The following is a 19,448-nucleotide window of genomic DNA, read 5'->3' on the forward strand; positions in this document are numbered from 1 at the left end:
TATGACGTGGTTTCGTGCGCAACTTCTCGTGCTTTCTCATCGGGCTCTTTTCCTGGTCGTGGATATCGATACGGGATGGCGAAACACAAAGCTGCGCAAGGTTAGCATAGCGACATGGCACTCATGCGCTGATTGCCGGTCATTGCCCCGCCGTGCCTTCCTGCCTGCGAGGCTTGCCGTGTCCGATGCGTTGTGCGCGATAGATACCCGTGTGCCCGGAAAACAGATAAGCGGTCACGCAGCCGATTGCGGCCAACGGCCCAATATCCGCGCCGAACAGCTCGACGGCCATGAGCGTGGTGGCAATCGGCGTATTCGCCGCGCCTGAAAACACAGCGACAAAGCCAATGCCCGCCATGAGCGCAAACGGCATATGCAGGAGCGGAGCCAGCACGTTGCCGAGCGTCGCGCCGATATAAAAGAGCGGCGTGACTTCGCCGCCCTTGAAACCGGTGCCCAGCGAAGCGATCGTAAAGACGAATTTGCCAAGGCTGTCCCAAGGCTGCATCGGCATCTGGAAAGCGCGCACGATATCGGGAATGCCCAGGCCAATGTAGTGATAAGCGTCGAGCGCCCACACCGCCGTTGCAATGACGATACCGCCACACAGCGGACGCAGCGGCGCATAAGCGATATAGCGCTTCACAAGCGCGCCCAGGCGATGCGCGCAGGTCGCGAACGCCATGCCGACGAGCCCGAACACGATGCCCGCCAGCGCCACCGCTATCACACTGCCAAAACCTACCGGCACGATCTGCCCGATCGTGTAGTGCACGTGATGGACGCCCCACGCGAGGCACACCTGGTCGGCGACGATACCCGCGACCACGCACGGAAAGATTGCGTCATAACGCATGCGCCCGATTGCCAGCACTTCCAGCCCGAACACCGCGCCCGCCAGCGGCGTGCCGAACACCGAAGCAAAACCCGCACTCATCCCCGCCATCAGCAGCACACGCCGGTCATCGTGTTTCAGGCGAAAAACATGCGTGAGTTGATCGGCGAGCGCGCCGCCCATCTGCACGGCTGTGCCTTCGCGCCCCACCGACGCACCGAACAGATGGGACACGATCGTGCCGCCCAGCACCAGCGGCACCATGCGCAGCGGCACGACTTTCTTCGGGTCGTGAATTTCGTCGATGAGCAGATTGTTGCCCGCATCCACGGGCTTGCCGAGCCGGTTATAAATCCAGCCGACAGCGAAGCCGGCCAGCGGAAGCAGCCAGATCACCCAGCGATGCGCCTCGCGCCACGCGGTCGCGTCGTCGAGTGCAAATAGAAAGAAGGCCGACGCACTGCCCGCAAGCGCAGCGACGAAACTGGCAATCAGCAGCCACTTGCCGAAATATGGCAGCAGTTCGAGTTGTTCAAAACGGCGGAAGGTGTCCATTGGTCTTGTGCCTGAAAAATACGGGCTGACCAAGGTGCGGAATGTCGAGACGAGCGCCCACAGCTCCGACGATGGTCAGTAACTGTAGGCGTCATTAACCGCGAAACGAACGCGCGGTGGTTAAAGGAGGAACGCCATCTCCGAGGCCGTGATCATACACCAACTGCGCGATCTGTCGGCGTCTATAGCTGATCCTGCACACGCACCACGCGCGTGGCGTGAGTGAGTGGGTCGCGCCATACCAGCGTGGTGCGATCCACTTCGGCGCGGTCGTGCTGCACGCCACCATGAATCAGGAAATAGCTGGTGTTGACGTCGTATAGCGACGAATCCAGCGTCACGCCATCTACGTCTGCAGCCTGAAGCGCCAGCGAGACATCGCTCATGTTGCGGAAGAAAACCGTCTGCCGACGCGCCACAAACGCCTGCGCCTTGGCCAGCGTCATCTCCGGAATGATGGCGGTCAGCACCTCGGCGCTTGCGGTATTCATGTTGACTGGCGTCGCGTTCGGTAACACCGTAATGAACGGGCGTAATCGCGCAACCGCTGCGGGTGTATAGCCGGGGATGTCGAGCAGCGCGTCGGTATCGGTCATCAGCAGCGAGGCGACCTTGCTGGTGTCGTCGTCGCTCGCTTCGAGGCCGGGGTTATCCGTGAAGCTCGAACCGTCCTCCTGCGTTTGCGTCGATGTATTCGACGTACCGGCGTTTTCGAAGCGCGTAGCCGAATGCGACAATCCCGCGCGCACATAAAGCGCCGTCTTGCTCGCCAGTTGGCCGTCAACGCCAACGAGTTGCAGCAAACGCTGAAACGCCTGCAATTGCGTGACGTTCACTTCCAGCACGCCAGGCGAGGGATTCGACACGAGACTGCGCAAATTGAAGCGCGACTGGGCGTCTTCGACTGTGCCAGTCAGCCACGTCGAGCCGACCTGCGTGCTGTCATCGCTCATCGCGCCAATAAAATGGCTCAGCCGCGTGCGCGCGACCGGCGTGCTCCACAGACCGCCCAGATACGTGACCGAAGGCAGCGTATCGGCTTCCGAGTGCAGGACGAGCCGCGTCCAGTCGAGCGCGCCGCGCGCAACCCATTGCGCCTGGCCGAGCAGGCGCTGGTTCTCGATGCGCCGCACCTGCACCTGTTCGCGCCAGAGGATGCCCGACACCAGAATGGCCGACAGCGCCATCACCAGCAGCGCGGTGATGATCGCCGCGCCTTCTTCGCGTCGCGTGGCGCGTGCCTTGATGGGTGCATGCATCGTCACTCCCCCACCAGAAACGCGCGATAAATGGGCCGTTTGAGCGTTGGCGCGCTGATGCTCACCTGCAATCCCGTCACCGCGCGCGGCAGCGGCATGGCGGCGAGTTGCGGGATCGTCAGGTTGTTGTCGTTGGTGGAAATGGCGCTGCGCACGTCGCCCATCTGCGTCGTCCAGCCGGTCTGCGGCACATACATGCGCACCTGGATCGCCCCCACGCCGTTCATCAGCGGCACCGCGCTCCATGACGCGTCTTCGCCTCGGCGCAGGATGCGGCGAAGCTGGCTGAAATTGCCGATCGGCGGCGAAGCGTAGCGGATCACGCGGCCATCGGCCACGTGATAGCGCACGACTTCGAGACGCGGTGCCTGCCCTGTTACGACCGGCCAGGTGCGTACGATCTGCAGTCCGGAAGAATCGGCGGAAATTGCGCTGCCGCCGGTTTCGTCATCGGACACAGCGAGCCGCGAATCGATACGCATCTGGTCGAACAGTTCTGCGAACACGCGCTCATCGGCCATCGAACGCGAGATCGAATCACGACCGCGCGCGATGGCGTCGAGACCGCGCCACGACAGCACGGCCACCACTGCGAGGATCGCCACCGCCACCAGCAGTTCCAGCAACGTGAACCCGCTCGAACGTGCATATGCACGACTCAGGCGTCTATAACGAACGGTTGATTTCATCGTCGAACATCGTCATGAGTTGCGCCAGATTGCCCTTGCGCCCAGGCGCCGTGACCGAAATCTCCACGCGCCTGAACAAGGGATTGGGCGTCGAACTCACGCTTTCTGTGCATACCAAAGCGAGATTGCCTTCGGAACAATCGAACTGTGTCACGCCGAGCGCGGGCCACGCGTGAGTCAGACGCAGTTGCGCCAGCACGTTGTCCGCGCTCCAGCCCGCCAGCAGGCGCTGGTGCAAATCGGCTTCGCTCGTCGCGAGATTGCCCACCGCCCGCATCGACGCCGCCAGCGCGACCGCAATGATCGCCAGCGCAACCAGCACCTCGATCATGGTGAAGCCCCGCGCGCTGGCCTTACTGCTGGTAGCCGTCATTCAGGGTCTTCAGGAACGCGATGATGTCGTCGATATCCTGCTCCGACATCGAAGGCTTATCGCCGAACTTGCGGTCGAACGGCGCATCCGCCACATCGATATTGGCCGCGTATTTTGCGGGCAGATCGTTGTACTTTTGCGGCTTGCCAGAGGCATCGTGCGGATAGATCCTGTCCGGTGCGATATCGCGCAGGTTGTAGAAGTCCATCACATGCTTGAGGTCGTGATAGACGCCGTTGTGGAAAAACACCTGGCGGTTCGCGACGTTGCGCAGCGTCGGCGTGAGGAACATGCCGCAATATTGCGTCTGACTCGCCAGATCCTGGCGGTACGGACCGCAAAGACCCATATCGAAGAATTTCGGGTCTTTGTTCTGCACCAGTTCCGTATTGCGCGGCACACCCAACGCTTCGTACTGCGTATCGGTAAAGAGCGGCGGCAAGCCGTCGCGGCCCGGCTGGCTCAAGTGGCAGCCCGCGCAGTTCGCCTTGTCCTGGTTGTTGAAAAGACGCAGGCCGCGCAATTCCGCCTGACTCAGACGCGCCTTGCCTTCAAGCCAGTCATCGTACTTGCTGTTGAACGCATGAAACGACGCGTCTTCGATCTGATAACGGCTGACTGCGGACATCGCCTCGTCCACCAGCATCGCCGACCCCGACTTCACGGCTGGCCCGAACAGTTTGCGCAGCTTGTCCAGATAGCCGCCACGCTCTAGCTTTTGCGCGACTTCGGCTTCGCTCGTGTTGGCCATTTCCACCGGATTGAATAGCGGCCCCATCGCTTGCGCCTGCAAGGTATCAGCACGGCCATCCCAGAACAGGCCGCCTTGCGGCACCATCGCGGGCGCTGCGGGCGCCACGCCCGCATTCTTCTGCGCGCGCGTCACGCCTTGCGCCTGTTGTGCGGTATCGGTAAGGCTCGGCGGCGCGACGTCCATATCGGGCGCGTCGGGGCCGATGCTGAAATTGGCCTGACGATACAGATAGGCGAGCGAGGGCGGAGGACGGTAGCCCTGCTGCGTCATGTGCACGCCGCCCAACTGCACCGACAGGGCGTTCGGCGGGCCATACGAATGCTGCGGGCTATGGCACGACGCGCACGACTGCGTGCCCGAAGCGGACAGCGATTGATCGTAGAAAATCTGCTTGCCGATCTGCGCCAGCAAACTGAGCTGCGCATTCTGCGGCTTCATCAAATGAACCGGATGCGGGTTGACGCCGAACTGATCTTCGAGCATCTCGCCGATGGCTTGCGGCATCCGCTCCGGATGGGTAAAGGCATAGGCGCCGCAGGCGGCGAGCATCAGCAGACCGGCAAGCGCACCCCAGAGCGCGAAGCGATACCGCGCCCGCCCGGTGGAAGGCATGCCGTCCGTGTTCGTGGACGACGCAACAGCATTCAAACGAGAGTTCATGGTGACGACAGCAAGAAATTAATGCGGAACCCAACGACAAATCGAGCCAGCGCGTAACGCTGGCTCGTCGGCAAGACTACGGATCGGATCAGTCCTCGCCCGCGCGCATTGCGCAGGCGAGAGTCGCTATGTCGCTAGTTGGTGACCGATATGCTGGGCGCCGATGACAGCTTGGTCCCAAGGCTCGAATCCAGGTACAGCACGGAGTTATTGCCGCTGCCGCTGAAATTGAACATGTTCAGGATGCTGCCCGCCGACGCATCGAACGAACCACTGCCGATACGCGTGCCGCCCAGCCAGTTGTCCTCGATAAAGCGCGTGATCGAGGCTTGCGTAATGGCGGTGCTGTCCACGTAATTGCTCTTCGCCCACGGCGAAATCACGATGAACGGCGTGCGCGTACCCGGGCCGCAACGACCGTTGACAGGCGAACCCGTCACGCCGACCGGCGCCGTGCCCGTGCCGCAGGTGCTCGTGCCATTGAGGTAATCGTTGGTCGAGTACGACGCGCTCGTCGGCGTGATGTACTGGTGGTCGTACCAGCCGTCCGAATCGTCATAGGCAATGATGACCGCCGTGTTCTTCCAGTCAGGCTGTTCTTCCAGGAAGTTCACCACGTTGGTGACGAACGACTGCTCGTCGAGCGGGTCCGAATTGCCCGGGTGAGCATCCTGTACCGCAGGCGCCTTCAGGAAGCTCACGGACGGGAAATTGCCCGCCTTCACCGCCGTATAGAAGTCGTTGACGTCGTACTGGTGATGGACCGGCGTCGACGTGCTGTCCTTCGGCTCCGTATAGCCGATGTAAGCCGTCGAGGTCGGGCGCGTATGCGCCGGGTTCGACGTCGTCGTGTAGTACTGAAACCACGCATGGTGCGGCACGTAGTCAACCACGCTCGAATTCAGCACCGACGAATACGTGCTGCGGGTGCAGCCCGTCGTGCCGTTGGCGTTGGTCGTCGACAGGTTGAAGCCGCCCATGAAGCCGCCCCACGTGATGCCCGCCGAATTCAGCAGATCACCGATATTCTTGTTCGACGAGCTCATGGCTGCCGTGACGGTGCTGGTGCTGTCGTTCGAGATCGTGCACGCGTCGTTGGTGGGATCCAGGTCGCCGATCAGCGAGAAGCCGTCCGCACCGTCCGCAATCGCCTGGGTGCTCAGCGAAGTGCCCGAGGAAATCGTGGTGCTATTGGTGCTGGTGCCGGTCGTGAGCGTCACGCCGTTGGTCTGGCCGGAGATCACTTCGAGCGCGCCCGGCGTGGACGGGCCGAACGTGCCCGTGTAGGCGTTGTCGTTCATGGCGAAGTGCTGCGCGTAATTCCACATCGCCGTGACGGTATTGCCGTCGAAATAGCCCATCACCATGCCCTTCGTGTCGAACACGCCGGAACCGGTAGTGGTGGCCTTGCCCGTGTAATAGGCGAATTCGTCCATCGCGCCATTGTCTTCAGCCTCTTGCTCCGGGCTGTAGTTATGGTTCTGCGAAGCCGTATTGGCCTGCGCGCGGTCGATCCGGAACGGTTCGAGATAAGCGGCCGTGATACCCGAAATCGACAGGTTGGTGGCGTTGGTGGAATTCGGGTTGGCGGTGAGCAGCGCGGTCGTCAAGCCGTTGACGGTCGGCGTGTCCGAAGCTGCCGTGAATGCGGGCTCGCCGGACGGATTGTCCGCATTCGGATAGGTCCCGAAGTAATGATCGAACGACTCGTTTTCGCCGTAAATCACCACAAGGTGTTTGATCGGCGTGGCAGTGGTGAGCGCATCCTGCGCGCTGACCGTGCTAGTCGTGTTGCTGCCGCATGCGGCTAGCCAGTTTGCAGTGGCAGCCAGTGCTATGGCTGTCCAGACGGTACGACGCATCACAATCCCCTTCTTTTGACGTAGATGTTTTTGTGTTGCCATTGCTTTGCTTTTCTCCGGCGACGGAATCATGCAATTGCAATGTGACGTCGTAACGTTGGACGCATTTCAGCACCTTTCCTCCTTTATTTCCAAATCTTGCAACACTGGATTTTATTATTCGCATAACGAAACAATAATTGGAAACTCACAAATCCATCTATTTGCGCAATACTTCCCGGACCACTTATATCAAGCGTCAGCACCACCATTGCACCGATGACGCAACGACCGAACCGGCCGGAAGCCGATGGAGAGAAACGTGAAATTCAGGGCTTTTATCGCGCTCGTTCTGCTGGGATGCGCCTCAGCGGGCGCGCTCGCACAGCAGTACGACGGCGGTCCCGATACCGCCTCGGGCAAGCCGCCGCGCCCGCCTTGCGGCGGTCCGCCGCCGGGGCCGCCGCCTTCTCATTCGCAATCTGGAGATCATGCGCCGCCGCCCATGAATGGGTCGGCGCCGCCGCAACATCCGGACGGCCCGCCGCCCGATGGTCCGCCGCCGGATTGTCATTGATAAACAGCCTCAAGCCATGACCTCAAGCGCTACGGTCGGCGAGCGCATGATGCCGACCGTGCGCAATGCGACTTTTACCCGCGCACATTTCATTACCATTCCTATCACGCTTGATCCGCTATCGCGATGATTGATAAAGAAAAGCCAATCCAGCTTTGCAAGAATTGTTAATCAAAGGCTTTGTGATCGTCACTTTTACGTCTTGTTGAAAAAATAGACTGCGACGCTTTAGCGAAATCAGCGCATTCAGTCGATCGATCCGGCATGTCCCTCTAACGCTCAAGCATAGCGATTTCTCCCACTGCCGATCTTCCTGGCAGCGACGCCCGAGCGCCTCCATCGCCTATCGGCGAGATATGTCGTCCCGCACAGTCAACGCAACAATGAATCAATCTCAACGTGGAACGTCGGTTCCGGTTCCGCTCCCGCGCTTGACCAGAAAGAGCGCATTTCTGCTGGTTGGCGCGCTGCTTGCCTCCTATGCACACATCGCCGCGGCTTCCGTGGTCATGAACTTCGCGCACGCGGACATCAGCGCCGTGGCCCATGCGATCGGCGAAGCAACGGGCAAAACCATCATCGTGGACCCACGTGTGAAAGGCCAGATCGATCTGGTTTCCGCCGAGCCTGTGCCCGAAGATGAAGCGCTCAAGACCTTGCAATCGGCCTTGCGCATGCGCGGGTTTTCGCTGCTTCAGGATCACGGCATTCTCAAGGTGGTGCCGGAAGTGGATGCGAAGAATCAGGGTGTGCCCACCTACGTGGGCAATCAACCCGTCGCAAAGGGCGATCAGATCATCACGCAGGTGTTTCAGCTTCACCGCGAATCGGCCGCCGCCCTTCAACCGGTCTTGCGCCAGCTTATTTCGCCCAATAACACGGTGACGGCAAACGCCAGCAATAACACGCTGGTGGTGACCGACTACGCCGATAACGTACAGAGAATCGCAGCGGTTATCGCCGGGATGGAAGCCGCCTCCGCGCCGCATATCGCAGTGGTGCAGCTCAATTTCGCGGATGCAACCGACGTCGCCCAGCAGGCCGCGAAAGTGCTGGATCTGAACAGCATCGGCAACAGCGACCCGACGCAGAAAGTGGTCGCCACTGCGGACACGCGCAGCAACGCCATCATTCTGCGTTCGAGTAGCGCAGCGCGACTGGACGAAGCGCAATCGCTCATCATCAAGCTCGATACGCCCACTCGCGCGCCGGGCAATATCCATATCGTCACCTTGCGCAATGCGGACGCCACCGAACTCGCCAAAACATTGCGCGGGATTCTGGGGCAATCGAGCGGCAACAACGATTCACTCGCGAGCGCCGTTCTGGGCGCCAGTTCGCAAAGCTCGTCCGGGTTGCCCAACAGCAATGGTTCGCTGCCACCCTTGCCGAGCGGTTCGGATAGTTCGTCGACCAAGAGCACTACATCGTCCGGCTCCAGTGCTTCTACCAGCAGCGGTTCGGGACAGGCGCAGGGCGGCGGCGATCAGGACGACAAGGGATCGGGTGAGATCGTCGCCGACACCTCGACGAATTCACTGATCATCACCGCACCGGAACCGGTATTCCGCAATCTCAGCACCGTGATTGCGCGACTCGATCAGCGCAAGGTGCAGGTGTATATCGAATCGCTGATCATGGAGGTCAACTCCGAAAAGGACGGCGAATTCGGCATCGAATGGATGACGACATCGGGTCTCGAATCGCTTGCGGAAACCACCACGGACGTTGGCGTGGTCGCCGGATTCGGGAATATTCTCGGCACCAAGGGACTGTTCCGGGCGCTGCAGACGAATTCCGATGTGAACGTGCTCTCCACACCCAGCCTCGTCACGCTCGACAATCACGAAGCGCGCATTCTTGTGGGCAGCAACGTGCCGATCGAGTCGGGCTCGTATTCCACCAGTTCGTCGAGTTCCACCGCTGCGAACGCCTTCAATACTTATAGTCGCACGGACGTAGGCGTGATCCTGAACGTAAAGCCGCAGATCAACGAGGGCGGCACGATCACGATGCAGGTCTATTCGGAAGATTCGAGCGTCGAGAGCGACACCTCGACCCAGTCCGGCGGCTTCACCATCGATAAGCGCTCATTGCAGACCACCATTCTCGCGGACGACGGACAGATCATCGCGCTAGGCGGCCTGATCAGCGACAGCTATACGAACGGCAATACGCGCACGCCCTGGATTTCGAAGATTCCGGTGATTGGCGCCTTGTTCAGGCACGAAACCAAGAGCCGCGAGAAAAAAGATCTGCTTATTTTCCTGCGGCCGGTTATCGTGAAGGACGGCGCGATGTTGCAGGCGATTGCCGCCGATCGCTACGGCTATATGCAGGCGCGCTCGAAGTCGTACAAGTCGGACAACTGGCTGATGAAGGACGATACGGTGCCTGCATTGCCCTCCACCGACGGCAAATCCGGCGAGATCGTCGATTTGACGCACGTGCGGCAAGCCGCAAAGCAGGAAGCGATCGAGCAGGCTTCACCGCCCGCTGCTCAGTGAGCGGCCCGCGCGACCAGCAATAAGGAAGCCGGTTTCGCGCTACGCGGATCGACCGGCTCGCGCAACGCACGCAACGTCATGCCACTCGCCTGAATTAAGGCGATCCAGCTTTCGAGCGTGCGAAAGTACCACGGCGGCGCGTCGTGAAACGCGCCGTCAATACCGGCCCACGTTCCCGCACGCCAGCCATCGGCATAAGCTTGATCGCCGCAAGCCATCAAGGGATGCAGCGTTTGCACGATAAACGTGCCCTGCGCTTCGAGTAGCGAAGGCACCGTGCGCAGAAGATCGTCCACACATTCGGCGCCTAGCAGCGAGAAATTGCAGACGACGACATCGGCACGCAAGGCAAGCTTGCCTTGCGCGATGTCTTCATAGGAGAGCAGGCGGGTTTGCGTAAGCCCCGCTGCGCGGGCGGCTTCGATCAAGGCGGGCACGGCGTCCACGCCCGTTACGTCGATACCGCGCCGCATGAGTTCGCAGCCGAGCCAGCCTTCGCCACAACCGAGATCGATGACCGAGCGAGGTTGGCACGCGAGCACCGCATCGAGTACGGCGGCGTCGGTTGCCAGCTTGCGGCTGGCGATGCTGCCATTGCGCACCGCGTCGATCCACGGCGCAGCATTGCGATGCCACGCCGCGAGAATTTCGCGGTCGTTCTGTACCGGGTCGATCATGGGCCTCCTCGCATCGGTTGCGATTGCTTCAATTGGCGTCGTTTATCTCGCGCGCCAGTCGATGCGTATTATGCGCGCGGCGCGGGAGGCCCCGGCACGCCACGCGCCCTCCATTACGAACCGAAGAACGGCACGCAGTAATCCGGCGGTCCGACGCAGTCGCCAGGACCGTTCGGTTGCGGATGCAGGTTGGCGCAGCCCGACATGGCCGCCGTCGCCACGGCGCATAGCGCCGCGCGCACGATGTAAGTGACAATGCGTGATTTCATGGGATCGAAACTCGGATGATTGGCCGCGATGCGAATGCCCGTCACGTCGCGCGGCCATGCCGGCATGACGGTTGCGTTCGATGACGCATCGGCGATGCGTCAGTGATGCGCGTAGAGCGTGCTATTAAGCGTTTTGAGTTCGCCGTCGTTCTGCGCCTGCACCAGTTCGTGATAAACCTGAGCACGCGTGATGTGCGCGTTGCCATCGTTATTCCAGGCCGGTGCAGGTGCGGATGCGGGCGCGGTAACCGCCGCCGACGCCGGTGCTTCTTCGGCATGCGGATCGCCCGGCATACCGCGCGCATGCGCCAGCGTCGACATGGACAGCATCAGGACGACCAGCGCGCCGCTCCAACTCTTCTTCACTTCAAACTCCTTTCCAGCCGCGTGGCCGGTGCCGTAAATCAATTCATGCGGCAAGGATAGAGGCGCGAACCTACGCGAATATCCGCAGGAAAATGAAGAAATGTTTAAACGCGTGCTCATGCGCGGCGTCCGCTTCGATAAACGCCCGATACATGCCAATACACTCAAGTGTCCTGATCGTCTTCGCAACGCTCATGCGGTGTTGCAAGCGATCCGCAGGCCTTTCGATTCGCTTTTAAGCGCTTTTTCTCAGGCTGGACCTCAATCCCCGGCCGCCCCGTCGCGCCCCGAATAGCCGCAAAAAAACAACACCTTCGCGGGCCAGGCGCTTGCAGCGCTGTCTAGACGGGAGATACACCGCACTGCGTTTTTTGAAACTCAGTCTTTCAGGTTTTCGAATTCGTCCACCAGGAGCGTTACGCATAATCGCCCCCTGAACCCGGCTGGCGTGCCTCCGCCGCCGCGATTCGATTTCATGAAGCGAATGCTCTCTCACGCAACTTTTTAATGAATATCCATCAATGAAAAAAACCGCTCTCGCTCTCGCAGCCACACTGGCTTCGCTCGCATCCGTCGGCGCTTATGCACAAAGCAGCGTCACGCTCTATGGCGCGCTGGACACCTCGGTTGCTTTCTTCGGCAATCAGGCTGGCAAGAACGGTTCGGGCAACACGTTCCAGATGATGTCGGGCAATGTCTCGCCCAACCTGTGGGGCTTGAAGGGCACGGAAGATCTCGGCAGCGGCCTGTCGGCGATCTTCAAGCTCGAAAGCGGTTTCAATATCGATAACGGCAAGCAAGGCCAGGGCAGCCGCATGTTCGGCCGTACCGCAATGGTGGGCCTGAACTCGACGACGGGCGGCACGGTGACGCTGGGCCGTCAGTACGATCCGCTGATCGACCTGCTCCAGCCGATGACGGACGACGTCAACTTCGGCTCCGCTTTCGCGACGCCGGGCGACATCGACAACTACGACAACAGCTACCGCACCAACAATTCGGTCAAGTACACGAGCCCGAACTGGGCCGGTCTGCAAGTGAGCGCGATGTACGCGTTCGGCGGCGAAGCGGGCAGCATGGGCGCGGGCCAGACGTGGGCCGTCGCGGCGGCGTATAACCACGGTCCGTTCGGCTTCGGCGCGGGCTACTTCAAGGCCAACAGCAACAGCGGCACGAACGCCTCGTTCGACGGCCTGAACCCGAACACCAGCGTCAACGTCGATTCGTCGGCCATCTCCGGCGGCTTCGTGTCGGCCAACTCGCTGCAGATCATCCGCGCAGTGGGCAACTACAACTACGGTCCGTTCCAGATGGGCCTGAGCTACAGCAACGTCGAATACGCGAACTACACCAGCGCATACGGCTCGAACAGCGACACCAAGTTCAACACGGGACAGTTCTTCCTGAACTACCAGGTCACGCCGATGGCGCTGCTGGGCTTCGGCTACAACTACACCAAGGGTAGCGGCAATGGCGTGACCGCCAGCTACAACCAGTTCACACTGGGCGGCGACTACTTCCTCTCGAAGCGCACCGACATCTACGTGCTCGCGGGCTACCAGAAGGCATCGGGCCGCACGATCGACGCCGATACGGGCGCGCTCGTGAACGCCACGGCTTCGTTCGGCGACTTCGGCAACGACGCCACCACGAACAAGCAGGCGATGGCGATGATTGGCGTTCGCCACCACTTCTGATTGATCAGAAGAAAAATCACGCTTCAAAGCTGAAACTGAAGCACGACGCGGCGCGCGCAAAACGGCGCGCCGTGTTCGACGCGCATGCCGCCCCATGGGCGCATGCGCGTTTTTCGTTGGCCGCGCGCGCTATGCAGAAGCGATGCGTCGGGAGAATTCGGCATCGCCGTATTCCTACGCTATAATGCGCGGGTCTTAGGGGAGTAGTCTGCCTTGCGCGCAACGTGCGAGGCGCCGTCGTCAACATAATTGGCAGCTTTGCCATGGCGCCGGCAGCCGTTCTTCGGCCTGACGAGACCTATGACGTCGTCCCTTACACCCGGGCTGGGCGGGGGGATTGCGTCATTGGTCCATCCGTCCGGCCCGTGGAATATCACTACAATAATGTCCCTCAATTCCCGCTTCCACTCAGTGGAGCGTGCGTCATGATCTGGACGTTCGCCCTGCTCATTGCCGCTGCCGGCATCATCTATCTGTCCTGCGAGACCTTCGTCAATGGCGTCGAATGGCTCGGGCAGAAGCTCAATATCACGCAGACCGCCACCGGCACGATTCTCGCCGCGTTCGGCACAGCCTTGCCTGAAAGCGTGGTCACGCTGGTGGCCGTCGCATTTGGCGGCGACGCGGCGCACAAGGAAATCGGCATTGGCGCGGCCATTGGCGGCCCGCTTGCACTGAGCACTGTCGCCTATGCGGTGGTGGGCGTCGCCCTGCTCGCGACCGCGGCCCGCGCGGGCCGCGCACGCGCCGACACCGTGGACGCCGATACGCGCCGCCTGCGCCGCGACCAGTTGTGGTTCCTCGCGATCTTCGTCGCGAAGATCGGTCTGGGTCTGGTGGTGTTCCACTTCAAGCCGCTGCTCGGCATCGCGTTTCTCGCGGCCTACGCGTTCTATTGCTGGAAGGAATTGAGCGACGACGGCGGCGGCGAAGCCGTGGAAAGCGAGGACCTGGAACCGCTCAAGCTGCGCCCGCGCGATGCGAATCCGGCGATGGTGTGGATTCTTGCGCAGACGCTCGGCGCGCTAGTGGTGATCTTTTTCGCTTCGCACCTGTTCGTGCAGCAGATCAGCGCCGTGGGGCCGTGGCTTGGCCTGAGCGCGCAGTTGAGCGCGCTGCTCTTCAGCCCCATCGCCACCGAACTGCCCGAAATCATGAACGCGATCATCTGGGTGCGTCAGGGCAAGGAACGCCTGGCGCTAGCGAATATCAGCGGCGCGATGATGATTCAGGCGACCATTCCCACCGCCTTCGGCCTGTTTTTCACACCGTGGCATCTGGCGTCGCCTTCGATCCTCGCCGCCGTGATGACGATGATCGCGATCCTGTTCCTGCAATGGTCGTTCCGCGCCCCGCAGGTCAAGAGCCGCCAGCTCACGCATGTGGGCTGGCTCTATGCCGTATTCGCGGCGATGCTCTTCGTGATTCCGCAGTAAGGCTGAATGCGATTTAAAGGCGCTTTAAAGTCACTTTAAACGCGCTTATGCATGCGCGAGACGGAACACCGACACCGCCTCGCGCATACGCTGCGACTGCGCCTCCAGCGCGCTCGCAGCGGCCGCAGCCTCTTCGACCAGCGCCGCGTTCTGCTGCGTGACCTGATCCATCTGACTCACCGCGTGGCCGACCTGCTCGATGCCATCGCTTTGCTCGGCCGTGGCCGTGGTGATTTCGCCCATCAGCGTGGCGACGTTGCGCACCGCACCGACGATCTCGCCCATCGTGTTACCCGCCTGCGTGACGAGCGCGTTGCCGCTGGCCACGTGTTCGATCGACTGGCCAATCAGATCCTTGATCTCGCGCGCCGCGCCCGCGCTACGCTGAGCCAGCGTACGCACTTCGCCCGCCACCACGGCGAAACCGCGGCCCTGTTCGCCTGCGCGCGCCGATTCCACCGCCGCGTTGAGCGCGAGAATATTGGTCTGGAACGCGATGCTGTCGATCATGCCGGTGATTTCGGCGATCTTCTTCGAGCTGGCGCTGATGTCGGCCATCGTCCGCACCGCGCGGCTCACAACATCGCCGCCCTGCTGCGCGAGATCGGCCGCGCCGCCTGCCAGTGTGCTGGCCTCGCGCGCATGTTCGGCGTTCTGGCGCACCGTCGACGTGAGTTGCTCCATGCTCGCCGCGGTCTCTTCGAGCGATGCCGACTGTTCCTCGGTGCGGCTCGACAGATCGAGATTGCCCGCGGCAATTTCGCGCGCAGCCGTGTGAATCGCCTCGCAGCTATCGCGCACGCCCGAGACCGTCTGTGTGAGGCCCGACTGCATGCGGTGCATCGCCGCGAACAGCAGGCCGATTTCGTTGCCGCTCGCCGGCGGCACGCGCACGGTCAGATCGTTGGAGGCGATGCGGTCGAGCACGTCGGCGGCCTGTGCGAGCGGCGCGGACACCACACGGCGCAGCGCGAAATGGGTCGCCACGATCAGCGCGAGCGCGAGGCTCACGCCCAGCACCACCATGCCGACGATCCATTCATATTGCGTATTGCTGCTGGCCAGCGCTGCTTCGGAAAGCTGGTTGGCGAGCTGCTGGAATTTTTCGACGTTCGCCGAATAGACCTGACCCGAAGTGGTGATCGCGCTATCGTTGAGCGTCGCGTAGGCCGAGGTATCGCCGTTTGCGAGCGCGTCGCGCGCCCGCGCGAGGTTCGCCGCCAGTTGCCCCGAGGAATCGACGAGTTGCGCCTTGAGCGCCGTATCCATTCCGTCGAACGGCGCAGCTTTCTCGAATGACTGCGTTTCGCTCGCGGAAAGATCGAGCGTACGCTGCGCGCTCTTGAGCGCGGAATCGCGCCCGGCCGTGTCGTTGCGTTCCTTGAGCGCCGTGTAGGCGCGCATCAGCGCCGAACGCGTGCGCGCGGTGTCCTTGTAGGCGTCGTTGACCAGGATGGTCTGGCGCGCCATTTCGCGCAGCCCCTGGGTGTTGCTATTGGCGCTATGAAGCGCAACGATACCGACGAGGCCGCCCAGCAAAATCATCGTCGAGAAAACCACGAGGACCGCCAGCAGGCTGGCCCGAACCGTTAAATTGCGCATGCTGCGGGTGCCGGCGAACGCCGGATAGTCGTTGCGATGCTTTCGATAACGGCAATAATCTCCGTTCGCTTTAGGGTCATATGCATTCGCGGAAAGTCCCGCCGACGGGCTTTCAGCTCGCTTACTACGCCCCTCTGATGTCCTGCTCTCGCACCCGCGCGCTCGCGTAGGCCCAGCAATCGAGCGTCACCCGCAAACCCGGCCGCTCGTGCGCAAGCGCCAGTCCGAAACCGTGCATGCGCATCACCGCCTGCACCAGCGATAGTCCCAGACCGGAACCCGGCGCTTCTCGCGTGCGCTCACTGCGATAAAAGCGCTGGAATACCGCCATGCGTTCCGCTTCGGGAATGCCGGGACCGTTGTCGCTGACCTGCACACTCGGCCCTTGCAATCCCATCGAGACATGCAGCCCGACACGGCCGCCCGCAGGCGTGAACTTGATCGCGTTATCCAGCAGGTTCGCCAGCGCCTCGAACAGCAAGGCGTAATCGGCGCGCACCAGCGCCACGCGCTCCAGTTGCAGCGCGAGATCGATACGCTTTTCGGCGGCCAGCGGTTGATAAAGATCGGCGACTTCCGCGCACAACTTGTCGAGCGCGACATCGCCAAAGCCCGCGCGCCGCCGCATTGCTTCGATCTCCGAAATACGCAGCATGGCGGAGAAACGACGCAACACATCGTTGACGCCGCGCGTGGCCTGATCGACGAGATTGGCGTGCTCGCCTTCCAGACGCTCCAGCGGCACGCGCGCGAGATGCGCGCGCACCCGCACGAGCGGCGTACGCAGATCGTGCGCAATGCCGTCACACGCGCCCTTGACCTCGTGCATGAGCCGCGAGACTTCGTCGAGCATGTGATTGACGATCTGCGAAAGCCAGCTGATTTCATCGCGTCCGCCGTCGGGCAAGCGCGCATCCAGATCGCCCGCTGCGATCTGCTGCGCCACGCGGCGCACCGCCTTGACGCGGCGCAGTTGTGAAGTGGAGACCAGCACGCCCACACCCAATCCGCCCAGCATCACCAGCGCCGCGCTGCCGGCCAGGCCGCCAAGCATGGTCTCGCGCAAACGCGCCATTTCGCCGACGTCGCGCGACACCACCAGCAGATCGCCATCGGGCAGACGCGTGACGCGCGTGCGCAAATATTGCGGATGCACCGTCGCAGGGCCGATCAGAAACGGCCGGTCCCACACCCCGACGCCGTTTTCGGCGAGGTGATGCGGCATGCGCGCGATATCGCCCGCAAGCCAGCGCTTGTCGGGCGAAAACAGCCCATAGAAGTTCACGGGGCGCTGAATCTGGCTGCGGATATGCGCGTCGAGCGCGGCCGGCACCTGCGAAGGCGCAAGCGCAGAGAAGTACGCGAATTGCCAGTTGATGTTGTAGTCGGCCTCGCGCGCGGTATAGGACGCCGACTGCCAATAGTTCAGATAGACGAGCGCGGACATCGAAGCCGAGAACACCAGCGCATAGATCATCAGCAGCCGGAATGTCGTGCTGCGCCAGAGACTCATTTTCATCGTATTTCCCCGCATTTCCCCGCCTTCGCGTCCAGTATCGCAAACCGCCCATACTCAAACATGAAAATTTATTTAATCTTGTGAAATGAAACGCACATCAATCCCATGCCGATAAATAAAGTTTAATTCGCCGGCAATGACGCTGTCGTGGCGAGTGATCAAAATAGGCAGTGCGAACAGTCTGATTTTCCCGATGTTCGCCGCAAAAATAATGCTCGATTCGCCTTTGTTACCCGTCATAGAGGAAATACACCATGAAACGCTCACTCGCGCTTTGCATCGTTTCACTCGCCGCCGCGATGTCGGCCTTGTCGTCCATTCCGGCGCATGCCGCAGCCGAAATAGCCGGACGTCACGGCGTAGCGCCCATTCAGGTCAAGGCCCAGCTATACCGCGCATGGCTGACCGACACCACCGCTGCCGATGAAAAGAACTCGTATCCGTTCGCGCCTTCCGATCGCGCCTCAGTATCCGCGTCGCGTTGCGGTTATGTGCTCGGACATCCCGGCGCATCGGAATTTCCGGCCATCACGCGCTCCGTCTGCACGCAATAACACGTCCATTCGATAATCGGCGCGCTGATTTGTCGCAGTCGCATCCTGTCGTTTCAAAATCGCTATATCCGGTAAGATATTTCGAATTCGCAGGCGGCATCAGCCGTTTATCTCCCGGCTCCTGGCCGAATTCAATGAGAAGCGCGGCGCACAACGCGTCGCCTCTCTCATCGCAATGCCGATATCGAAGTCCTCAAATTCCTTTCAATTCGCTTTAAAGCCGATCGGCAAACGCACCCTCGCTTTTTGCGCTGCGTTCGCGGGTGTGCCGCTGGTCGCGTGGCTCGGGCTGTGCGTGGGGCGTCTGCCACTTGCGCCCGATCAGGTCGCGTTGACCTTGCTCGCGGCGCTGCATCTGCACGCACCGCTGGCGGGTAGCGCGCACGGTGCGCTGCTGCATGCCGTCGTGATGGAGGCGCGTCTGCCGCGTCTGGTCGCGGCGGCGTTGATCGGCGCGGCGCTCTGCACATCGGGCGCGACGTATCAGGCCGTGTTTCGCAATCCGCTGGTTTCACCGGGACTGTTGGGCGTGCTTGGCGGCGCGGCATTCGGCGCGGCGCTGGCCATAGTAGCGGGCAGCGGCAGCGCGCACGCCATGTGGATCGAAGCCAGCGCGTTCGTCGGCGGCATTCTTGCGATGGCGGTGGGCGTGGGCGCCGCGGCGCTGATCGGCGGCCTGGCGGATGCACGCGGCGAGCGTGGCGGCGTGCTCACGCTGCTGCTCGGCGGCCTTGTGAGCAATGCGCTGTTTTCCGCGCTCGTTTCGCTGCTCAAATACGTGGCAGACCCGCTCAACCAGTTGCCTGCGATCGTGTACTGGCTGCTCGGTTCGCTCGCGCAGACGGGCTGGCACGAACTGGCGTGGGCGGCTGTGCCCCTTGCGTTGGGCACGCTGCTGCTATGCGTCGCCGCTCCGCTCATCGACGGTCTCACGCTCAGCGACGACGAAGCGCGCAGTCTCGGCGTGCCCGTCAATGTCATCCGCCTTGGCGTGATGGCGCTGGCGACACTGATCAGCGCGCTCACTGTGGCGCTTGCGGGCATGATCGGCTGGATCGGCTTGCTGGTGCCGAACCTCGTACGCCCGCTGGTGGGCGCATCCAATCGCTTCGTACTACCAATGAGTGCGCTCGTGGGTGCAATGGCGCTGATGCTCGCCGATACCTGCGCACGAAGCGTCGCAAGCGCGGAGATTCCGCTTGGCGTGGTCACCGAACTGGGCGGCGCGGTCGCCTTTGTGGCGGTCCTGCGCACGCTGCGCCGCGATGGACGGTAAGC

18 protein-coding genes and 2 riboswitches are annotated in these 19,448 nt (G+C 61.7%); of the genes, 6 read left to right on the top strand and 12 right to left on the bottom strand.

Annotation, left to right across the window (positions count from 1 at the left end; translation table 11 throughout):
• Positions 1 to 139 precede the first annotated feature (139 nt).
• The 6 genes from F3J17_RS21105 to F3J17_RS21130 form a co-directional block, all read right to left on the bottom strand.
• Entirely contained in the window at positions 140 to 1,390 is a 1,251-nt protein-coding gene (locus F3J17_RS21105; protein WP_167063132.1) for a voltage-gated chloride channel family protein, read from the bottom strand.
• 78 nt (positions 1,391 to 1,468) lie between these two features.
• Positions 1,469 to 1,541, bottom strand: a riboswitch (Fluoride riboswitch).
• Positions 1,542 to 1,572: 31 nt separating this feature from the next.
• Positions 1,573 to 2,649, bottom strand: coding sequence for a type II secretion system minor pseudopilin GspK (gene gspK, locus F3J17_RS21110; RefSeq protein ID WP_167063135.1), 1,077 nt, complete (start codon positions 2,647 to 2,649; stop codon positions 1,573 to 1,575).
• A gap of 2 nt (positions 2,650 to 2,651) precedes the next feature.
• Positions 2,652 to 3,338 (bottom strand): prepilin-type N-terminal cleavage/methylation domain-containing protein, encoded by a 687-nt coding sequence (locus tag F3J17_RS21115; RefSeq protein ID WP_167063138.1) that lies wholly within the window; start codon positions 3,336 to 3,338, stop codon positions 2,652 to 2,654.
• Positions 3,316 to 3,711, bottom strand: a complete 396-nt coding sequence (gene gspI, locus F3J17_RS21120) for a type II secretion system minor pseudopilin GspI (RefSeq protein WP_167063141.1) — start codon at positions 3,709 to 3,711, stop codon at positions 3,316 to 3,318. Before gspI ends, F3J17_RS21115 begins: the two co-directional genes overlap by 23 nt.
• On the bottom strand, positions 3,692 to 5,014 hold the full coding sequence (locus F3J17_RS21125; protein ID WP_240161099.1) for a cytochrome c peroxidase: 1,323 nt from the start codon (positions 5,012 to 5,014) through the stop codon (positions 3,692 to 3,694). The genes gspI and F3J17_RS21125 overlap by 20 nt, the downstream gene beginning before the upstream one ends.
• A 245-nt stretch (positions 5,015 to 5,259) precedes the next feature.
• Entirely contained in the window at positions 5,260 to 6,987 is a 1,728-nt protein-coding gene (locus F3J17_RS21130; protein ID WP_167063147.1) for an alkaline phosphatase family protein, read from the bottom strand.
• 301 nt (positions 6,988 to 7,288) lie between these two features.
• Here F3J17_RS21130 and F3J17_RS21135 point away from each other — a divergent pair, with 301 nt between their 5' ends.
• Positions 7,289 to 7,543, top strand: a complete 255-nt coding sequence (locus F3J17_RS21135; RefSeq protein ID WP_167063150.1) for a hypothetical protein — start codon at positions 7,289 to 7,291, stop codon at positions 7,541 to 7,543.
• 431 nt (positions 7,544 to 7,974) lie between these two features.
• A complete protein-coding gene (locus F3J17_RS21140) occupies positions 7,975 to 10,050 on the top strand; it encodes a secretin N-terminal domain-containing protein (RefSeq protein ID WP_167063153.1) in 2,076 nt (691 codons plus the stop codon).
• On the opposite strand, the gene F3J17_RS21145 is transcribed toward F3J17_RS21140, so the two are convergent.
• The 3 genes from F3J17_RS21145 to F3J17_RS21155 form a co-directional block, all read right to left on the bottom strand.
• Positions 10,044 to 10,727 (bottom strand): methyltransferase domain-containing protein, encoded by a 684-nt coding sequence (locus F3J17_RS21145; RefSeq protein WP_205194887.1) that lies wholly within the window; start codon positions 10,725 to 10,727, stop codon positions 10,044 to 10,046. The two genes, F3J17_RS21140 and F3J17_RS21145, sit on opposite strands and share 7 nt — an antisense overlap.
• A 113-nt stretch (positions 10,728 to 10,840) precedes the next feature.
• Complete coding sequence (locus F3J17_RS21150; RefSeq protein ID WP_205194899.1) at positions 10,841 to 11,062, bottom strand: hypothetical protein; 222 nt, start codon at positions 11,060 to 11,062, stop codon at positions 10,841 to 10,843.
• A 33-nt stretch (positions 11,063 to 11,095) separates the two neighbouring features.
• Positions 11,096 to 11,362 carry a DUF4148 domain-containing protein gene (locus tag F3J17_RS21155; RefSeq protein ID WP_345891223.1) on the bottom strand — a complete coding sequence of 89 codons (267 nt, stop codon included), beginning with the start codon at positions 11,360 to 11,362 and terminating at the stop codon, positions 11,096 to 11,098.
• Between the two features lie 521 nt (positions 11,363 to 11,883).
• On the opposite strand from F3J17_RS21155, the gene F3J17_RS21160 reads away from it, so the two are divergent.
• The gene (locus F3J17_RS21160) at positions 11,884 to 13,059 is read left to right on the top strand and encodes a porin (RefSeq protein ID WP_167063157.1); all 1,176 of its coding nucleotides are present in this window, start codon (positions 11,884 to 11,886) and stop codon (positions 13,057 to 13,059) included.
• 173 nt (positions 13,060 to 13,232) lie between these two features.
• A riboswitch (yybP-ykoY riboswitch) is annotated at positions 13,233 to 13,426 on the top strand.
• Positions 13,427 to 13,484: 58 nt separating this feature from the next.
• The gene (locus tag F3J17_RS21165; protein ID WP_167063160.1) at positions 13,485 to 14,495 is read left to right on the top strand and encodes a sodium:calcium antiporter; all 1,011 of its coding nucleotides are present in this window, start codon (positions 13,485 to 13,487) and stop codon (positions 14,493 to 14,495) included.
• A gap of 45 nt (positions 14,496 to 14,540) precedes the next feature.
• Here the strand turns inward: F3J17_RS21165 and F3J17_RS21170 are convergent, their stop codons facing one another.
• The 3 genes from F3J17_RS21170 to F3J17_RS21180 form a co-directional block, all read right to left on the bottom strand.
• Entirely contained in the window at positions 14,541 to 16,097 is a 1,557-nt protein-coding gene (locus tag F3J17_RS21170; protein ID WP_167063163.1) for a methyl-accepting chemotaxis protein, read from the bottom strand.
• Between the two features lie 124 nt (positions 16,098 to 16,221).
• The gene (locus F3J17_RS21175; RefSeq protein WP_167063167.1) at positions 16,222 to 17,616 is read right to left on the bottom strand and encodes a HAMP domain-containing sensor histidine kinase; all 1,395 of its coding nucleotides are present in this window, start codon (positions 17,614 to 17,616) and stop codon (positions 16,222 to 16,224) included.
• Positions 17,617 to 17,688: 72 nt separating this feature from the next.
• The gene (locus tag F3J17_RS21180) at positions 17,689 to 17,856 is read right to left on the bottom strand and encodes a hypothetical protein (protein WP_167063169.1); all 168 of its coding nucleotides are present in this window, start codon (positions 17,854 to 17,856) and stop codon (positions 17,689 to 17,691) included.
• Between the two features lie 14 nt (positions 17,857 to 17,870).
• Between F3J17_RS21180 and F3J17_RS21185 the strand changes: the two genes are divergently transcribed.
• Both F3J17_RS21185 and F3J17_RS21190 read left to right on the top strand, forming a co-directional pair.
• Entirely contained in the window at positions 17,871 to 18,170 is a 300-nt protein-coding gene (locus F3J17_RS21185; RefSeq protein ID WP_167063171.1) for a hypothetical protein, read from the top strand.
• Between the two features lie 265 nt (positions 18,171 to 18,435).
• Positions 18,436 to 19,446, top strand: coding sequence for an iron ABC transporter permease (locus F3J17_RS21190; protein ID WP_345891224.1), 1,011 nt, complete (start codon positions 18,436 to 18,438; stop codon positions 19,444 to 19,446).
• Positions 19,447 to 19,448: the final 2 nt, after the last annotated feature.

The organism is Burkholderia sp. Ax-1719 (assembly GCF_011753055.1).
Lineage (GTDB): Bacteria > Pseudomonadota > Gammaproteobacteria > Burkholderiales > Burkholderiaceae > Paraburkholderia.

What these genes read in the sequence shown, in the direction of transcription:
- F3J17_RS21105 (WP_167063132.1), bottom strand. Translation starts at nt 1,390, where the DNA reads ATGGACACCTTCCGCCGTTTTGAACAACTCGAACTGCTGCCATATTTC.
- gspK (WP_167063135.1), bottom strand. Translation starts at nt 2,649, where the DNA reads ATGCATGCACCCATCAAGGCACGCGCCACGCGACGCGAAGAAGGCGCG.
- F3J17_RS21115 (WP_167063138.1), bottom strand. Translation starts at nt 3,338, where the DNA reads ATGAAATCAACCGTTCGTTATAGACGCCTGAGTCGTGCATATGCACGT.
- gspI (WP_167063141.1), bottom strand. Translation starts at nt 3,711, where the DNA reads ATGACGGCTACCAGCAGTAAGGCCAGCGCGCGGGGCTTCACCATGATC.
- F3J17_RS21125 (WP_240161099.1), bottom strand. Translation starts at nt 5,014, where the DNA reads ATGCTCGCCGCCTGCGGCGCCTATGCCTTTACCCATCCGGAGCGGATG.
- F3J17_RS21130 (WP_167063147.1), bottom strand. Translation starts at nt 6,987, where the DNA reads ATGCGTCGTACCGTCTGGACAGCCATAGCACTGGCTGCCACTGCAAAC.
- F3J17_RS21145 (WP_205194887.1), bottom strand. Translation starts at nt 10,727, where the DNA reads ATGATCGACCCGGTACAGAACGACCGCGAAATTCTCGCGGCGTGGCAT.
- F3J17_RS21150 (WP_205194899.1), bottom strand. Translation starts at nt 11,062, where the DNA reads ATGCCGGCATGGCCGCGCGACGTGACGGGCATTCGCATCGCGGCCAAT.
- F3J17_RS21160 (WP_167063157.1), top strand. Translation starts at nt 11,884, where the DNA reads ATGAAAAAAACCGCTCTCGCTCTCGCAGCCACACTGGCTTCGCTCGCA.
- F3J17_RS21165 (WP_167063160.1), top strand. Translation starts at nt 13,485, where the DNA reads ATGATCTGGACGTTCGCCCTGCTCATTGCCGCTGCCGGCATCATCTAT.
- F3J17_RS21170 (WP_167063163.1), bottom strand. Translation starts at nt 16,097, where the DNA reads ATGCGCAATTTAACGGTTCGGGCCAGCCTGCTGGCGGTCCTCGTGGTT.
- F3J17_RS21175 (WP_167063167.1), bottom strand. Translation starts at nt 17,616, where the DNA reads ATGAAAATGAGTCTCTGGCGCAGCACGACATTCCGGCTGCTGATGATC.
- F3J17_RS21180 (WP_167063169.1), bottom strand. Translation starts at nt 17,856, where the DNA reads ATGACGGGTAACAAAGGCGAATCGAGCATTATTTTTGCGGCGAACATC.
- F3J17_RS21185 (WP_167063171.1), top strand. Translation starts at nt 17,871, where the DNA reads ATGAAACGCTCACTCGCGCTTTGCATCGTTTCACTCGCCGCCGCGATG.